This is a genomic window from Delftia sp. (assembly GCF_059499305.1).
In genome coordinates this window covers 16,121-32,209 of the sequence record NZ_JCABYI010000017.1, presented here as the reverse complement: position 1 = coordinate 32,209, position 16,089 = coordinate 16,121, and the positions used below count along the sequence as shown (strand labels likewise).

General features: G+C 66.4%; 15 protein-coding genes and 1 tRNA gene. 8 read left to right on the top strand and 8 right to left on the bottom strand.

The window, feature by feature from the left end; all coding sequences use genetic code 11:
* Positions 1 to 154 precede the first annotated feature (154 nt).
* Complete coding sequence (locus tag AC5I49_RS10200) at positions 155 to 1,156, top strand: hypothetical protein (protein ID WP_495789280.1); 1,002 nt, start codon at positions 155 to 157, stop codon at positions 1,154 to 1,156.
* Positions 1,153 to 2,199 (top strand): hypothetical protein, encoded by a 1,047-nt coding sequence (locus tag AC5I49_RS10195; protein ID WP_495789279.1) that lies wholly within the window; start codon positions 1,153 to 1,155, stop codon positions 2,197 to 2,199. The genes AC5I49_RS10200 and AC5I49_RS10195 overlap by 4 nt, the downstream gene beginning before the upstream one ends.
* Before the next feature lie 95 nt (positions 2,200 to 2,294).
* Here the strand turns inward: AC5I49_RS10195 and AC5I49_RS10190 are convergent.
* Both AC5I49_RS10190 and serS read right to left on the bottom strand, forming a co-directional pair.
* Positions 2,295 to 2,384 (bottom strand) — tRNA-Ser (locus tag AC5I49_RS10190).
* A gap of 33 nt (positions 2,385 to 2,417) precedes the next feature.
* Positions 2,418 to 3,734 carry a serine--tRNA ligase gene (gene serS / locus AC5I49_RS10185; RefSeq protein ID WP_046241149.1) on the bottom strand — a complete coding sequence of 439 codons (1,317 nt, stop codon included), beginning with the start codon at positions 3,732 to 3,734 and terminating at the stop codon, positions 2,418 to 2,420.
* 137 nt (positions 3,735 to 3,871) lie between these two features.
* On the opposite strand from serS, the gene AC5I49_RS10180 reads away from it, so the two are divergent.
* On the top strand, positions 3,872 to 4,570 hold the full coding sequence (locus tag AC5I49_RS10180; protein ID WP_016450097.1) for a CBS domain-containing protein: 699 nt from the start codon (positions 3,872 to 3,874) through the stop codon (positions 4,568 to 4,570).
* Between the two features lie 78 nt (positions 4,571 to 4,648).
* Here the strand turns inward: AC5I49_RS10180 and ispH are convergent, their stop codons facing one another.
* Both ispH and AC5I49_RS10170 read right to left on the bottom strand, forming a co-directional pair.
* A complete protein-coding gene (ispH, locus tag AC5I49_RS10175; RefSeq protein ID WP_016454293.1) occupies positions 4,649 to 5,647 on the bottom strand; it encodes a 4-hydroxy-3-methylbut-2-enyl diphosphate reductase in 999 nt (332 codons plus the stop codon).
* Between the two features lies 1 nt (position 5,648).
* A complete protein-coding gene (locus AC5I49_RS10170) occupies positions 5,649 to 6,119 on the bottom strand; it encodes an FKBP-type peptidyl-prolyl cis-trans isomerase (protein WP_016450099.1) in 471 nt (156 codons plus the stop codon).
* A 97-nt stretch (positions 6,120 to 6,216) separates the two neighbouring features.
* Here AC5I49_RS10170 and radC point away from each other — a divergent pair, with 97 nt between their 5' ends.
* The gene (radC, locus tag AC5I49_RS10165) at positions 6,217 to 6,897 is read left to right on the top strand and encodes a RadC family protein (RefSeq protein ID WP_272205749.1); all 681 of its coding nucleotides are present in this window, start codon (positions 6,217 to 6,219) and stop codon (positions 6,895 to 6,897) included.
* Between the two features lie 62 nt (positions 6,898 to 6,959).
* On the top strand, positions 6,960 to 7,619 hold the full coding sequence (locus tag AC5I49_RS10160; protein ID WP_013803859.1) for a Smr/MutS family protein: 660 nt from the start codon (positions 6,960 to 6,962) through the stop codon (positions 7,617 to 7,619).
* Between the two features lie 30 nt (positions 7,620 to 7,649).
* Here AC5I49_RS10160 and AC5I49_RS10155 read toward each other — a convergent pair whose 3' ends face one another.
* Both AC5I49_RS10155 and AC5I49_RS10150 read right to left on the bottom strand, forming a co-directional pair.
* Positions 7,650 to 8,933 carry an MFS transporter gene (locus AC5I49_RS10155; protein ID WP_495789278.1) on the bottom strand — a complete coding sequence of 428 codons (1,284 nt, stop codon included), beginning with the start codon at positions 8,931 to 8,933 and terminating at the stop codon, positions 7,650 to 7,652.
* A 35-nt stretch (positions 8,934 to 8,968) separates the two neighbouring features.
* A complete protein-coding gene (locus AC5I49_RS10150; RefSeq protein WP_016454289.1) occupies positions 8,969 to 9,442 on the bottom strand; it encodes a MarR family winged helix-turn-helix transcriptional regulator in 474 nt (157 codons plus the stop codon).
* A gap of 105 nt (positions 9,443 to 9,547) precedes the next feature.
* Between AC5I49_RS10150 and AC5I49_RS10145 the strand changes: the two genes are divergently transcribed.
* Complete coding sequence (locus tag AC5I49_RS10145) at positions 9,548 to 10,156, top strand: PaaI family thioesterase (RefSeq protein ID WP_046987361.1); 609 nt, start codon at positions 9,548 to 9,550, stop codon at positions 10,154 to 10,156.
* Between the two features lie 72 nt (positions 10,157 to 10,228).
* Here AC5I49_RS10145 and AC5I49_RS10140 read toward each other — a convergent pair whose 3' ends face one another.
* Complete coding sequence (locus AC5I49_RS10140; protein ID WP_017406749.1) at positions 10,229 to 12,307, bottom strand: bifunctional 2',3'-cyclic-nucleotide 2'-phosphodiesterase/3'-nucleotidase; 2,079 nt, start codon at positions 12,305 to 12,307, stop codon at positions 10,229 to 10,231.
* A gap of 723 nt (positions 12,308 to 13,030) precedes the next feature.
* Between AC5I49_RS10140 and AC5I49_RS10135 the strand changes: the two genes are divergently transcribed.
* Together AC5I49_RS10135 and AC5I49_RS10130 are read left to right on the top strand one after the other, a co-directional pair.
* Entirely contained in the window at positions 13,031 to 13,429 is a 399-nt protein-coding gene (locus tag AC5I49_RS10135) for a hypothetical protein (protein WP_199139877.1), read from the top strand.
* Between the two features lie 64 nt (positions 13,430 to 13,493).
* Positions 13,494 to 14,384 carry a LysR substrate-binding domain-containing protein gene (locus tag AC5I49_RS10130; protein ID WP_016450106.1) on the top strand — a complete coding sequence of 297 codons (891 nt, stop codon included), beginning with the start codon at positions 13,494 to 13,496 and terminating at the stop codon, positions 14,382 to 14,384.
* Between the two features lie 309 nt (positions 14,385 to 14,693).
* Here the strand turns inward: AC5I49_RS10130 and AC5I49_RS10125 are convergent, their stop codons facing one another.
* Positions 14,694 to 16,082 (bottom strand): hypothetical protein, encoded by a 1,389-nt coding sequence (locus AC5I49_RS10125; protein WP_495789277.1) that lies wholly within the window; start codon positions 16,080 to 16,082, stop codon positions 14,694 to 14,696.
* Between the last annotated feature and the right edge of the window lie 7 nt (positions 16,083 to 16,089).

The following is a 16,089-nucleotide window of genomic DNA, read 5'->3' as shown; positions in this document are numbered from 1 at the left end:
GAGCAACTCACAGGGCCTTTGGCAAAGACGCTCCCCTGCCAGGAGTCTGCGCCGCAAGCCAAGATGCCTTTGCGCAGCACATCTGATCTCATGCAAATCGGCCCACGCCGCGCGGCTTCAGCGATCATTATTCATACTGCATCGAAAAGACATCATGCTTGATGGATCAAAAACACTGGTGATGATTGCTTTCTTTTGGATGACCATAGTCCATGGTGCATCAGGGCAAAACATCCAATCACCGATCTTGCTTCATGAAAGAACATCGCCCACTGCTTTTCCAGTCGCCATTTATCGTGGCATCAAGGTGGATGATTTCAGAAAACTGGTGATCAGTGCTTTCGAAAGCGCCCGGTTTTCCCATACGGCCATTGAAAAATCGAAGGATGGAACGGCGCAATACAAATTCTTCTATTCCGTGGCGACAGGTGGAAAAATTCAGCGCGTTGATGTGGTCCTGCGGGTGGACGAGAACCTTGACAAGAGCAAGAGATGCGCCAGCTGCTTCTTGCGGCTGACCATGATTCCCGATCTCCCCAGCCTTCAATCTTCTTCGTGGATGCTTCAGTACGATCTGAGTCGCCAGGTTTTTTCGGCCATCGATCAAGCCTATGCCAGCATTCACGATCTCGGGCAAAAATCCATGGACGCGGATTTCGGATTCAACTATAGAAACAAGTGGCGAGGAGAAAGAAATCTATACGAAAACTCATTTGTCGGCATTGATCCATCAAGTCTGAAGACCATGATCATCGACGCATACAGCGTTGCCGGTTTCAAGCTTGCAGGCGATGCAACGAAGGATTCCATCCTTTCCGAATTGACCTTCTCTTTTCCCATCGCTCCAGATCAAACCGAAGGCGTTGTCTACAAGATTTCTCTGGCAAGCCAACTCGACGCAAGCAATCGCTGCTATCCCTGTGAGATCAGTGAGGTCTATGACCCTCACCAGCGACTGCCGGCAGCGGGCCTGTCTGGCATGTCCAGCCGGCTGACGCTCGAGTCACGCTTTACCGCTGCCCGCATGCAGGCGCTTGAAAAGCTCAAGAGTGGCACCGAGCACTACTTGCGCCCGGAAACCGTTTTCACCATCCCGCCAAAGCCCGCACCGCTCGGGTCGCCCCGGCCGCAGATCCAGCCACCCATCGTCACATGACTGCCCTGCCACACGCAAACGCCATGCGTGCCGGCCTGCTGGCTCGGCATCCAGGGTTCGACGGCCTGTTCATTGCAGGCACGCTGGCATTGGCCCTCGGCATGGCGGCCATGGCTTCGATATCGCCTGCCATGCTGCTCGCCATCGTGCTGGTGGATACCTGGCTTTTCGCCAATCCTCATGTCATGGCCACCTTGACCCGGATCGGAGCCAGCATGGCCGATATCCGACGCCATCGCTTCCTGATCTTTGGCCTGCCCGTGATCGTGCTCGGCGGTGTGGTGGCGACCGTGCTGGCATTCGAGGTCGCCGGGCTGTTCACACTATATTTCTGCGCGCAGAGCTATCACGTGGCGAGGCAGTCCTTCGGCATCGCCAGGGCCTATCGGCGTTCAGGGATGCATCCCTTTCGCCAGGACAAGCTCGCAGAAGCCGTCATCTACCTCGTTGCCGCGTGGGGGCTGCTTGCCCGCTGCGCCCAGGCGCCCGAGACTTTTCTGGGCTATCCCATCCAACTGCCTGCCGTACCCGCCCAGGCGGCCAATGCGATGGGCGTTGCGGCCATCGCTTGCAGCGCCTGCTGGCTATGGCGACAGGCTCGCCTGGCTCTGACGGGAAACATCGATTGGCGTCACGATGGCTTTGTGGCCTCGCATGCATTCACCTGCTTCGTGGCCTACATCTGGATCACCGACATCACGCTCGGATGGCTCCTGATCAATCTGTGGCACAACCTGCAATACCTGCTATTCGTCTGGGTGCAGAACATCCGCCGCGAGCGACAGACACAAGCCGACAAGGCGTCGGAGACCGGCTTGTGGAAGAACGCTGCCCGATATGGTGGTGTGTGCCTGGCACTGGGCTCAATGCTCTACCTGGCCATCGACTGGGCAGGCACACAACTGCTCTGGCTGGGGCTGCCCACTGTGCTGATAGCGCACTTCACCCTTGGTTTTCATCACTACCTGGTTGACGGGGTGATTTGGAAGCGGCGTGCTGCCTCAGCGGAGCATGGCGCACTTGTCAGGCGCGATTGCAAGTAAGCAACCGGGCAAGGCCTTCCCATTGCAGGCGGCCACCGGCACGCCAGAAACAGAAAAACCCAGTGCCGTTTTCACAGCACTGGGTTTCATGTTTCTGGCGGAGAGGGAGGGATTCGAACCCTCGGTACGTTCGCACGTACGCCTGATTTCGAGTCAGGTACAATCGACCACTCTGCCACCTCTCCGCAGCGTCGAAGCTGAAATTATAGCCTAAAAATTCAGGCCTTCAGCAAAGTCTGTCCACCCATGTACGGGCGCAGCGCCTCGGGAATGGTCACCGAGCCGTCGGCGTTCTGGTAGTTCTCCAGCACCGCCACCAGCGTGCGGCCCACGGCCAGGCCGGAACCGTTGAGGGTGTGCACCAGCTCGTTCTTGCCCTGGGCATTCTTGAAGCGCGCCTGCAGGCGGCGCGCCTGGAAGGCCTCGCAGTTGGAGACCGAGCTGATCTCGCGGTAAGTGTTCTGCGCAGGCAGCCAGACTTCCAGGTCATAGGTCTTGGCCGAGCCAAAGCCCATGTCGCCCGTGCACAGGCTCATCACGCGGTAGGGCAGGCCCAGCTTCTGCAGCACGGCCTCGGCGTGGCCGGTCATCTCTTCCAGCGCCTCGTAGCTCTTTTCCGGATGCACGATCTGCACCATCTCGACCTTGTCGAACTGGTGCTGGCGGATCATGCCGCGCGTGTCGCGGCCGTAGCTGCCGGCCTCCGAGCGGAAGCAGGGGCTGTGGGCCGTGAGCTTGATGGGCAGCTGGTCCTCGGCCACGACCACGTCGCGCACGAAGTTGGTCAGCGGCACCTCGGCCGTGGGAATCAGGTAGAGCGCCGCGTTGTCGGGCACGGGCTCGCCATCCTGGCCGCCCTTCTTGGCGGCGAACAGGTCGCCCTCGAACTTGGGCAACTGGCCCGTGCCGCGCAGCGAGTCGGCATTGACGGCGTAGGGCACATAGCACTCGGTGTAGCCATGCTCCTCGGTCTGCAGGTCGATCATGAACTGCGCCAGGGCGCGGTGCAGGCGGGCGATGGGGCCCTTCATCACGGTGAAGCGCGAGCCCGACAGCTTGACGCCCATGTCGAAATCCAGGCCCAGCGGCTGGCCCACGTCCACATGGTCCTTGACCTCGAAATCAAAGGTCTTGGGCGTGCCCCAGCGGCGCGCCTCCACATTGCCGCTTTCGTCCGCACCGACGGGCACGCTTTCGTGCGGCAGGTTGGGCACGGCCAGCAGCATGGCGTGCAGCTCGCCCTGGATCTGCTCCAGGCGCGTGGCCGACTGGTCCAGCTCGGTCTTGAGGCTGCCGACTTCGGCCTTGGCGGCCTCGGCAGCGTCCTTCTCGCCCTTGCCCATCAGCATGCCGATCTGCTTGGACAGCTGGTTGCGCTTGGACTGCAGCTCCTCGGTCCGTGTCTGCAGGGACTTGCGCTCTGCTTCCAGGGACTGGAAGGCCTCCACGTTCAGGAAGGCCTGGGGCTTTTTGCGGGTCTCCAGCCGTGCGACGGCCGAGTCAAGGTCTTTGCGAAGAAGAAGGATATCGAGCATAGCCGGCAATTTTAGGCGGTATCGCCATGGCAGCGCCCGCCCCTGGGCGTTGGGGGTCTTGCCGCTACAGAAATCCCGCGCCGGCGCCGATACTTCCAATATGCCGCCCACAGCGGTTTGCGCACCCGGGAGCACCCATGTTTTTTGTCTTCGGTCCCAACGGACAGATGTTTCGCGGTCCCGCCGAGCGGCTGGGCCAGGTGGCGCCCGTGCGCCGCGTACAACGCCCGCAGGCCCTGCGCACGCGCTCGGCCGATGTGATGGCGGGCGATGCAGCCGCCTCGTTCCCCGCCATCCTGGCCGACCTCGCGGGCCAGCCTGCCGGCGCGCCGGAGCCCGCTCCGCGCAGCCGCGGCGCGGTCGATGCCTACCTTTCCACGGAAAAAGGCCCCAGCCAGCCACGCCAGCCCCTGCAGACCGTGGCCGACGTGATGAGCCACGAGGCCGTGACGGTGTCGCCCGAGGCCGGTGTCAACGATGCCTGGCGCGTGCTGGCCGAGCACGGCGTGGCCCAGGCCCCCGTGCTGGATGCCGGTGGCCGCGTGGTCGGGCTGCTGCTGCGTGCCGACATGGCGCCGCTGGACCTGCTGCCCGAGCCCGGTGCGATCAAGGACGCCATTGCCCTGGCGCGCCGGCCCGTGAACGAGGTCATGATCTCCCCCATACCCACGGTGGCCACCACCACCGACCTGCGCCGCGTGGCCGGCGTGCTGCTGGAGACCGGCCTGCCGGGCCTGCCCGTGACCGATGAGCAGGGCCTGCTGGCCGGCTTCATCAGCCGCACCGACATCCTGCGCGCCGTGGCCTCCGATCCGCCGCTGGATCTGTGGAGCTGAGGCTTTCGGCCCCACCATGCAAAACGGGCGCCAGGCGCCCGTTTGCTTTTTGGCCAATATGCCCGCTGCGCCTGCGGTTCAGCCGCCCGTCTCGGGCTGCTTGCCCACGGAGATCTCCAGGCCCGTGGCCGCGTCGATCTTCAGGCCCTTGGGCAGCGGGAACTTCACGGTCTCCTCGATGCCATCCATCTTGCGCACCGACAGCGCGCCCAGCTGGCGCAGGCGCTGGATGACCTCGTCCACCAGCACCTCGGGCGCCGAGGCGCCGGCCGTCAGGCCCACGCGCCCGGCATTGGCAAACCATTCCTCGCACAGCTCGCCCGCGTTGTCCACCATGTAGGCGGGCGTTCCCAGGCGCGCGGCCAGCTCGCGCAGGCGGTTGCTGTTGGAACTGGTGGGGCTGCCCACGACGATGAGCACATCCACCTGCGGCGCCAGCACCTTGACGGCGTCCTGGCGGTTTTGCGTGGCGTAGCAGATGTCCTGCTGCTTGGGCTCGCGCACCTGCGGAAAGCGGGCGCGGATGGCCGCCGTGATGCCTGCGGCATCGTCCACCGACAGCGTGGTCTGCGTGACCACGGCCAGCTTCTCGGTCTGGCGGGGGGTGACACGGGCCACATCGGCCTCGTCCTCGACCAGGTGGATGCCCTCGGACAGCTGGCCCATGGTGCCCTCGACCTCGGGATGCCCCTTGTGGCCGATCATCAGGAACTCGTAGCCTTCCTTGGCCAGCTTGGCCACTTCCACATGCACCTTGGTCACAAGCGGGCAGGTGGCGTCGAAGATGGAGAAACCGCGCCTGCGCGCCTCCTCCTGCACTGCCCGGCTCACGCCGTGGGCGCTGAACACCAGGGTGGCGCCGGGCGGCACGTCGTCCAGCTCCTCGATGAAGATCGCTCCCTTGGCCTTGAGATCGTTGACCACGAAGGTGTTGTGCACGATCTCGTGGCGCACGTAGATGGGCGCGCCGAACTTGGCCAGCGCACGCTCCACGATCTCGATGGCGCGGTCCACGCCGGCACAGAAGCCCCGTGGCTCGGCCAGCAGGATTTCCTGGGGCGAGGTCGTATCCGGCACCTCAGAGCACCCCGATGATCTGCACTTCGAAGGTCACCGGCTGGCCGGCCAGCGGGTGGTTGAAGTCGAACAGCACGGCGCCGTCCTCGCGCACCTGCACCACGGCGCCCGCGTAGCTGCCCAGGCCGTCGGGCGTGGGGAACTGCACCACGTCGCCGGGCGCGTACTGCTCGTGCGGGTCGCCCAGCTCGTTCATCAGCTTGCGCGCCACCCACTGCATCATGTCGCCGTTGCGCTCGCCGAAGGCTTCGCCGGCCGGCATCTCGAACGTGGTGCGCGTGCCTTCGGCCAGGCCCAGCAGGCGCTGCTCGACGGCGGGCGACAGCTCGCCCGCGCCCAGGGACAGCGTGGCGGGCTTGTCGTTGAAGGTGTTGATCACATCGCCTGCAGGCCCCGACAGGCGGTAGTGCAGCGTGAGAAACGAGCCGGCCTGGACCGTGGGGTGGGCCGGGGAAGAAGCGCTAGAGGTCATGGAAGTCCCGATAAACTGGCCCGTATTGTAGAAAAACATCCATGTCCCCACGCCCCGTGCAACGGTGCCCCTGCGGCGCCCCTCACCTGGCTGAACCATGGCTCTCAAAGACCTGCCCGCCCAGGCCCAGCCGCGCGAAAGGCTCGCGGCACACGGCCCCTCGGCGCTTTCCGACATCGAACTGCTGGCCATCGTGCTGCGCACCGGCATGGCCGGCAAGGGCGTGCTGCAGCTGGCCCAGGAACTGCTGCAGCTGCCCGGCCGGCCCGGCCTGTCCGGGCTGCTGCAGGCCGGGCACGCCGACCTGAAGGCCATCAAGGGGCTGGGGCCTTCCAAGTGCGCACAACTCCTGGCCGTGCTCGAACTGGCGCGCCGCGCCACGGCCGAGCAACTGCGCGAGCGCCCTGCCCTGGCCTCGCCCGACGCCGTGGCGCGCTACCTGCAGCTGCACCTGGCGGCACGCCAGCACGAGGTGTTCGCCGTGCTGTTCCTGGACAGCCAGCACCGGCTGATCGCGCTGGAGGAGATGTTCCGCGGCACGCTCACGCGCACCAGCGTCTACCCCCGGGAAGTGGTGCTGCGCGCCCTGCACCACCACGCGGGTGCCGTCATCCTGGCCCACAACCACCCCAGCGGCCATGTCCAGGCCAGCGCTGCGGACAGGGCCGTCACGCAGAGCCTGCAGGCTGCCCTGGGCCTGATGGACATCCAGGTGCTGGACCATGTGATCGTCGCGCCGGGCGCCGCGCTGTCCATGGCGGGCCAGGGGATGCTGTAGGACCCCGGCTGGGCCCGCCATGGCCGCCGGGGTGCCGAAATTGCGGTACAACCGGCGTCACCATGACTTTGAAAGCCACCAGCCTGCAGGACCTCGCGCCAGTGCGCCGCGCACTGGCCGAAGCCGCCGCCCAAGAGGCCCTGCTCCAGCAGCAGCGCGCCGAGGCGGCGCGCCGCCTCCTGGCCGAGCAAAAGCTGTTCGAAAACACCGTGGGCCCGGTACATGCGCTCAAGTCCGCGCACGCCCGCCACCTCCATGCCCCCGAGCCCCCCGAGCCGCTGCCCCTGCAGCTGGAGCTGGACGAGCAGCGCGTGCTGCAGGAGGCCATGAGCGACGAGTTCGACGTCAGCACCCTGCTGGACACCGACGACCAGCTCAGCTTCCGGCGCCCCGGCATCGGCCTGGACGTGACGCACAAGCTGCGCGCCGGGCAGTGGAGCATCCAGCGCCAGCTGGACCTGCACGGCCTGCGCGTGGACGAGGCGCGCGAGGCGCTGGGCCAGTTCATCCGCCTGTCCCACCGCACCGGCATACGCTGCGTGCGCGTGGTGCACGGCAAGGGCCTGGGCTCGCCGGGCAAGACCCCCGTGCTCAAGGGTCGCGTGCTGCGCTGGCTGGTGCAGAAAAAGGAAGTGCTGGCCTTTGTGCAGGCCCGCCCGGCCGAAGGTGGCGCGGGCGCCCTGGTCGTCCTGCTGCAGCCGGGCAAGCGCCAGCTGTACTGAGGGCGTGGATGGCGTGAGCGGTGATGGGGCTCAGGCCGCAGCCACCGCCGCCGCCTTGCGCGCCCGCCCTATCACCAGCGCCATCACCGCCGCCACCAGGCAGGCCAGGCCGGCCGCATACAGCGCGGGCGTATAGGTCAGCAGCAACGTGCGCGTCAGGCCCGCGCCCCAGGCAGCGGCGGCCGCGCCCAGCTGGTGGGCCGCGAAGATCCAGCCGAACACCAGCCCCACCTTCTGCGGCCCGAAATGCTGGGCCGTGAGCTTGACCGTGGGCGGCACCGTGGCGATCCAGTCCAGCCCGTAGAACATGGCGAACAGGCCCAGGCCGTAGAAGGTGAACTCCGAATGCGGCAGCCAGAACAGCGACAGGCCGCGCAGCCCGTAGTACCAGAACAGCAGCTTGCGGTTGTCGTAGCGGTCCGACAGCCAGCCCGACAGCACGGTGCCCACGAAGTCGAAGGCCCCCATCATGGCCAGCACCGACGCAGCGGGCACGGCGCCCATGCCGTTGTCGCCGCACAGCGAGATGAAGTGCGTCTGCACCAGGCCGTTGGTGGACAGGCCGCAGATGAAGAAGGTGCCCGCCAGCAGCCAGAAGGTGCGGTTGCGCGCGGCCTCGGCCAGCACCTTGAAGGGCGTGCCGAAGTTCATGGCCGTGGCCGGTGGCGGCGGGGCCGAGGCATCGCCGCCAAAGGGCGCCAGGCCCAGGTCCGAAGGCCGGTCCCGCACGAACAGCAAAGCCAGCACGGCAATCAAGGCGCTGGCCACGAACACCGGCACCGTGGCCGAGCGCCAGCCCCAGTGCTCGATCATCCAGGCGGCCAGCGGCAGGAAGGCCAGCTGCCCCGTGGCCGCACTGGCCGTGAGCACGCCGATGACCAGGCCCCGCCGCGCCGCAAACCAGCGGTTGGCCACCACGGCGCCCAGCACCAGCGCCGTCAGGCCCGTGCCCATGCCCAGCAGCAGGCTCCACAGCAAAAACAGATGCCACAGCTGCGTGGCCTGCGTCACCATCGCCATGGCGCCGCCCACCAGGGCCAGGCCCATGCACATCACGGCACGCAGGCCGAAGCGCTCCATCATCACCGCCGCAAACGGCCCCAGCAGGCCGAACAGCGCAAAGCGCAGCGCCAGGCTGCTCGATATCTGCTCCGTACTCCAGCCGAACTCGCGCGACAGCGGCTGCAGCATGGCGCCCGGCAGGCCCAGCGCCGCCGACATGGTCAGCATGGTGAGGAAAGTGATGGCCGCGACCAGCCAGCCGTAGTGGATGCCGCGCCGCTGCAGCCAGCGCGCCGTGGAGTTGGAGAGCATGGGAGTCTCTTCGGGGGTTGGGAATTCGGTAGGGCCTACGCCTGCGGGCCGTCTGCAGCGTGGCCATCGCCATCGAGCAGCACCAGGCATTCGTCGATCAGCGCATGCAGGGCCGCCACGCGCTCCAGGCCCACGCGGGCGTTGAGCTCGTTCTGTGCGGTCTTCCAGCTTTGCTTGGCCTCTTCGCGCTTGGCCTGGCCCGCGTCGGTGATGTGCACCAGGCGGCTGCGCTGGTCCTCGCCCTGGCCCATGCGCACCCAGCCGGCGTCGATCAGCGGCTTGAGGTTGCGCGTCAGCGTCGAGGCGTCCATGCGCATGCGCCGCGCCAGGTCCGAGGGCCGCACCGGACTGGCGGCCAGCACATGGCTGAGCAGCGAGTACTGGGTGATGCGCAGCCCCGTCTCGTTCAGATGGGCGTCGTACACCTGGCCCACGCTGCGCATGAGCTGGCGCACGCGGTGGTTGGTGCAGCCCTGGGGCACGGCGAGGATGTCTGGATTCACTGGCATGGCGCAGATTATTGCATATACAACTGTTGTAGATACAATAATATCCACGCCGCCATCCCAGACAGCCTGGCGCCCGCACTTTTCCCAATGAAAGAGAGACATTCCATGGACACCCGCACCCACTCCCCGGAGCAGGCCGCCCGCAACACAACCTCCAGCGTCACCTCCGGCGCCATCTCCCCTGCCCTGCAAGCCTGGCTGGACGAGGAACAGGCGGTCACCCTCCGGCTGGACGCCGGCCCCGGCGCAGGCGTGTCGCGCCCCGACCAGGTCGCAGGCCGCAGCGGGCTGGAGCTGATGCAGGCCATGCTGCGCGGCGAACTGCCCTACCCGCCCATTGCACGCACGCTGGACTTCATGCTGATTTCCGTGGGCGAAGGCAGCGCCGTCTTCCAGGGCCGCCCCGGCGCCAACCATCTCAACCCCATGGGCACGGTGCACGGCGGCTGGTTCGCCACCCTGCTGGACTCGGCGCTGGGCTGCGCCGTCCACACCTGCATGCCGCCGGGCCGGGGCTACACCACGGCCGAGCTGGGGGTGAACCTGGTCAAGGCCCTGACCCCGCGCGTGCCGCGCGTGCGCGCCGAAGGCCGCGTGCTGCACTGCGGCCGCCAGCTGGCCACGGCCGAGGCGCGCCTGGTCGGCCCCGACGGCACGCTCTACGCCCACGCCACCACCACCTGCCTGGTGTTCGAGATGCCGCCTGCGCGCTGAAGCCCGTTCGGCACAAGCAAAAAAGCCCCGTGCCAGATGCACGGGGCTTTTTTGTTGCTTGCCTGCCGGAACTTACTTCGACAGATCCAGGCGGTACTTGGACGTGCCCTTGCCCGAGCCGTCATCGGCCGCCACCAGCGAGATGTTGGCCAGGCCCGCCGCCTGCGCCACCGGCAGCGCGTTGGCGCCGGAGCTGAACACCACGTTGGCCGAGGTGGCCACCTTGGTGAAGCGCCAGCTCTTGGCCGCGCCATTGGCAGCGCGCGTGATGCTGCCGTTCTTGCGCACGTAGCCGATCACCACGTCGCGGTTGGCGTCCGGCGAGGCCCAGATGGCGCTGGAGCCGTCGAGCTTGGCGATGAAGCTCTTGCCGCTGGTGGCGCGGTAGTTGTTCGTGGCGATCACGAACTCCTGCGCGGGGTCGATGGCCTTGCCCAGGTACTGCAGGTTCTTGATGCGGCTGCCCACGGGCTGGGTCACGTCGATCTCGTACTGCACATCGGCCGTGGTGAACATGTCGAAGTTGTAGCCCGGGAAGGTGCTGATCAGCTGCTGCTCACCCGTCTTGGCCGGATCGATCTGGTTGAAGCGCTTGGCAGCGGCCTCCAGCCAGTCCTTGATGTCGGCGCCATTCACCTTCACCGCATACACGGTGTTGGGGTACAGGTACAGGTCGGCCGCGTTGTAGATGGCCAGCGGGCCCACGGCCACGTCGGTGTAGTCGGCGCCGCCCTGGAAGCCCGACTTGAACGGCGCGCTCACCGACAGCACGGGCAGCTGCGCGTACTGCGGCAGGCTGGCCTTCACATAGTCGGCCACATAGTCGCGCTGCGCCTGGTTGACGATCTGGATGGCGCCCGGGTCGCCCACATCGGCGAACAGCGTGCTCATGCGGAAGTCCGTGCTGCCGATGGGCGTCTTCACGTACTGGATGGCGGCCTGGTGCTGGCTCTCGATCAGCGGCGCCACCGTCGGGTCCACGGCCACATAGGTGGCCTTGCCTGCGGCGTCCTTGCCGGTCTGGATATTGCGCAACTCGCTCTTGCCCGCGCTCTTGTCCACGCTCCACTGCTTGCCGTCCCACTTCAGCGCCAGCTGGATCACGCCCAGCGCCTTGCCCCAGGAACTGGCCATCACTGACTGAACGCCGTTGATGGTGCCCGCCTTGTTGTCCACGCCCGCCTGCGTGAACGCCGGCGTGGCCGCCGTATCGGGGAACACGCCGTGCTGGTGGCCCATGACCATGGCGTCGATGCCGGCCACCTTGCTCAGGTGCAGGCCGGGGTTCTCCATCGTCGGCGAGTAGGCCGCGCCATCCAGGCCGCCGTGCAGCATGGCCACCACCACGTCGGCGCCCTTGGCGCGCATCTCGGGCAGGTACTTCTGGGCGGACTCCACAGCACCTTCGGTGTAGAGCTTGCCCTCCAGATAGCGCTTGTCCCAGTTCATGATGCCCGGCGTGGTGAAGCCGATCACGCCGATCTTGATGGGCAGTTCCACCGCCTTGCCATCCTTGTCCTTGGCCGCGATCTTGCGCTCCAGAATCACGTAGGGCTGCACCAGCGGCTGCTTGGTCTTGCTGCTGTAGACATTCGACAGCGCCACCGGAAAGCCATTGCCCGCGCACTTGACCGACTTGTCCACGCCGTCCACGTCCAGGCCGCCGCCCAGCACCTGGTTCAGGAAGGGCAGGCCGTAGTTGAACTCATGGTTGCCCAGCGTGCCCGCATCGAAGCCCAGCGCGCCCATGGCCTTGTACATGGACAGCTGCTGCGTGCAGGGGATCTTGGCCACCTCGGCCTCGTAGTCGGCCAGGGCCGTGCCCTGGATGGTGTCGCCGTTGTCCACCAGCAGCGTATTGGCAAACTCCTTGCGCGCCGCGCGCACCAGCGTGGCCGTGCGCTCGAAGCCGTAGGAGGCATCCTCGGCCAGCTTGAAATAGTCATAGCTGCGCACATTGAAGTGCAGATCCGTGGTCTCCAGCACGGCCAGCGTGGCCGTCGCGGGCTGGCTGGCCACCGGGGGCGTCGTGCTGTCGTTGCTGTCGCTGCCACCGCAGGCGGCCACCAGCGCGGCGCTGGCCAGGACGCTCAGCGCCAGGCGGCGGGACAGGAGCAGGGATTGCAATGTGGGGAGGTTGCTCAGTGGCATGTGGTTTTTGTGGGGGTGGTGAAGGGGGGGAGTGTGGTGGTGGGGGTTTACAGGGGTGTGACAGCTGGTCTGTTCTGGTCTGGTCTTGGTCAGGTGCTGTTTTTTGTCCCTGCCGGGGGGTTGTTTTTCGAGGCCGGGTTTCGGCCCGGCGGCCGACCTACTTTCCTTTGTTTCGCCACCGGTACGCCGGCCGAAGGAAAGTAGGCAAAGCAAAGGCGATCCGGATGTCCGCGACCCCTTCGCTTCGCTGCGGGGCAACCTGCGTCGTGGCGGTTGCGGGGTTCGCCGTGAAACTCACTTCGCGCTGCGCGCTACGTTCAAACATCACGGCGAGTCAGATCACGAAGCAAGCCTGTCCTTCGGCAGGCTTGCAACCCCACAACCGCCACGACGCAGGCGCTGACATACGGGGAGTTTGCTCGGGCCTTCGCTGCGCTCGGCCTGGTTTCTTGATACGCAGCCGTTAAACTTGCGGCAGGCCGAAAGGCTTGGTGTGTCGTAACACCAATACAGAGGTGCGGCCCCCACCTTGAAGGGGGCTTTGTCATGTCCAGATTCCTGGGGCAGATGCGTCATCGCGCGTCCGTCTCCAACGGTTTTGGACGGGATGGGCTTACCCGCAAGGATGGCCGCACGTCTGTATACGTGTTACGAACATCCCGTCCACCCGTTGCCCGTCGTACGGTGGCGTGTGGTTCTCTTGATTCATACAGGAACCAAGACATGCACCCTCTCACCGCCGCACAGGCGACCTCTCCCCAACCACCTTTTCTTCCCACCTGGCGGCAGGCCATGCACGCCTCGCTGGGCCTGGTGCACAGCACGCTGCAGCAGTTGATCGAACTGATGGTCGACGATCCCGACAGGGACGACAGCGAAGTCGATGTGGACTGCGCCGTGGAGCTGGCGCTGGAGCACATCAAGCGCATGAGTGTCCAGCAGCACGCGGACCGCTATGCCTTCGAGGTGGAGTGGATCAAGGCAACGGCGGCGCTGCGGCTGGCGCAGGGCGCTTTCGGGCGGCCGGAATCACGCTTTGGCCTGCGGCTCAAGGATGCCATCCAGCAACTGGAGATGCTGCCGGAGCTGGTGGAGTTCGTGGACCAGGACGACGGCGAGTGAACTGTGCGGCGCGCCCGTATCTCTGTGAGAAACTGGCCCGCCGAACACCCCCTTGCCTTCACCCATGGAACTGCGCCAGCTGCGCTACTTTGTCGATATCGCCAAGACCGAGCATCTGACGACATCGGCCAGGAACCTCTATGTCACGCAGTCCACGCTCTCGCATGGGCTGCGCCAGCTGGAGGAGGAGCTGGGCATGGCGCTGTTCGAGCGCATTGGCCGGGGGCTGAAGCTGTCGCAGGCCGGCGTGGTGTTCCGCAACTATGCGGAGCGCGCGCTGCATGAGGTGGAGGCCGGGCGCATGGCGCTGGCCGACCTCAGCGAGCTGCAGACCGGCACGCTGACCATCGGCGTGATTCCCACCTTCCTCAACACCCTGGTCGCCCCGGCCGTGGCGGCTTTCATGCGCGCCTATCCCAAGGTCAACGTGGTGGTGATCGAGCTGCTGGCCCCGCCCGTGGAGCAGGGATTGCTGGACGGCAGCCTGGACCTGGGCGTGAGCTTTCACCCGCCCCAGCGCGCCGAGCTGGACGCGCTGCCGCTGTTCGACGAACGCATGATGCTGCTGGTCAACCCATCGCACCCGCTGGCCGGGCGCCGCACGCTGTCCGTCAAGTCGCTGGCCGGCGTGCCCCTGGCCCTGCTGCCGCGCACGTTCTACACGCGCAGCCTGATCGAGGACGGCCTGCGCACCGCAGGCGTCACGCCCTTGCTGCGCGCGGAAATGGGCTCGGTGGAATCGCTGATCGCGCTGTGCCGCTGGGGCGACATGGCCACCATCGTCCCCGAGCGCGCCGCCCAGCAGGCCACGGACATGGTGGCCATCCACCTGGTCGCCCCCCAGCTCATCCGCACCGCCGGCCTGCTGTGGCGCCGAGGCGCCAGCTACAGTGCGGCCGCGCGCGAGTTCGCGGCGCAACTGGCCCCCGCCACCAGAACCAACATGCCCCGCTAAAAAACCCCAGGCCGAGCGAAGCGAAGGCCCGAACCCACCCCCGTATGTCAGCGCCTGCTTCGTGATCTGACTCGCCGTGATGTTTGAACGTAGCGCGCAGCGCGAAGTGAGTTTCACGGCGAACCCCGCAACCGCCACGACGCAGGTTGCCCCGCAGCGAAGCGAAGGGGTCGCGGACATCCGGGTCGTCTTTCTTTGGCCTACCTTTCTTCGGCCGGCGTACCGGTGACGAATCAAAGAAAGGTAGGTCGGCTGCCGGGCCGAGACCCGGCCTCGAAAAACCACCACCCGGCAGGGTCAAAAACCCGCTCACTGCAAAGAAGGCCGCTGCCTCTCAGGCACCCGAGTACTCAAAGAAGCCGGCACATAAGCCGCATCAAAACTACACCCCACCCCAAACTTGGCCTCATTCCCCACACAAGCAGCAGCAATCCCCGCAGCAGTCGGCTTCACCCCCGCCTCCACCCACTGCATCAACGCAGTCATCAACGTGGGATAGGTCGCATCGCTGATATAGCTGTGCGTCCCCTGCCGCGTAAAGGTCTGCACCAGCCGGTCCCCACTGCCGCCCTGCTGCATCACCGCACGGAACCGCGCATCCAGCTCCACGAAGGCCGTAGGGTCGCTGATCCACTTGGCCGAGAGGACCGGCACGCCAATCTTGCCCACGGGGTCGGTGTCATCGGCGAACTTGCGGTAGGCCGAAGGGTCGGCGCGGTAGCGCAGCACGCCGGCATTGAGTGCGGCATCGTCGGCCGAGCCGGCATAGACCGCACCCTCGTTGCCGAAGGGGCTGGCGCCGCCCGTGCGCTTGGCCGAGATGTCCTGGAAGTGCATGGTGCCCCAGTTCATGTGCGACTGGATGGCGCTTTCGGGGATCTTGATGACCTTGGTGATGGTGTCGATCTTCGCCTGCTGCGCGGCCGTGCGCTGGGCGGCGGGCTTGTCCAGCGCCAGGCATTCGTTCACGCGCAGGGCCACGTCGGCCTGGCGCATCTTGGCATCTGCGGGCAGGCCCAGGTTGAGCGCGTACTGCGGCTCATTGGGGCGCGGGTGGTTGGCGCACAGGTACTGGTAGACCACGCGCAGGTCGGTGCGGAAGTCATAGGCATGGGTGCCGCCGCCCAGCACGCCGCTGGTGAGCAGCACGCCGTCATAGGGGCGCTCGCCCACGGTCTGCTCGTTGAACATTTCCGCGCCCTTGGCCGCCACGCCCGCACCCCAGGACTGGCCGTGCAGGATGGTGCGCTGCGGCTTGGCCACATGCTGGCGGAAGATGCCGCGCAGGCGCTCGGTGTCCTCTGCGGCGGCCCGCACTTCCACGCCGCCCTGGCGGTAGGTGGAGCCGGCCCAGGCGTAGCCTGCGCGCACCATGATGGACCAGCGCACCAGGTCTTCGGCCGCACGGGCGGCGGTGGGCGCGGCCAGGTCCGGGCCGCCGTGGGCGTGCAGCACCAGGGTGCCGTTCCACTGCGCGGGCTTGGCGATCAGGTAGTAGGCGCCCTTGGAGTCCTGCCCGGCCCAGCAGCTGATGCCCGCAGGAATCTCGGCAGGGCAGGCCGTGCTCTTGGGAGCGGTCTCGATGGAGGTGACCGGCCCGTGCAGCACGGCCGAGCCGCCGCCGCAGCCGGCCAGGGCGAGCGCGGCCAGCAGCGAGGCGCTGGCGGGACGCAGGGGGAAATACGCGGATGCTTGCATGCCTTGT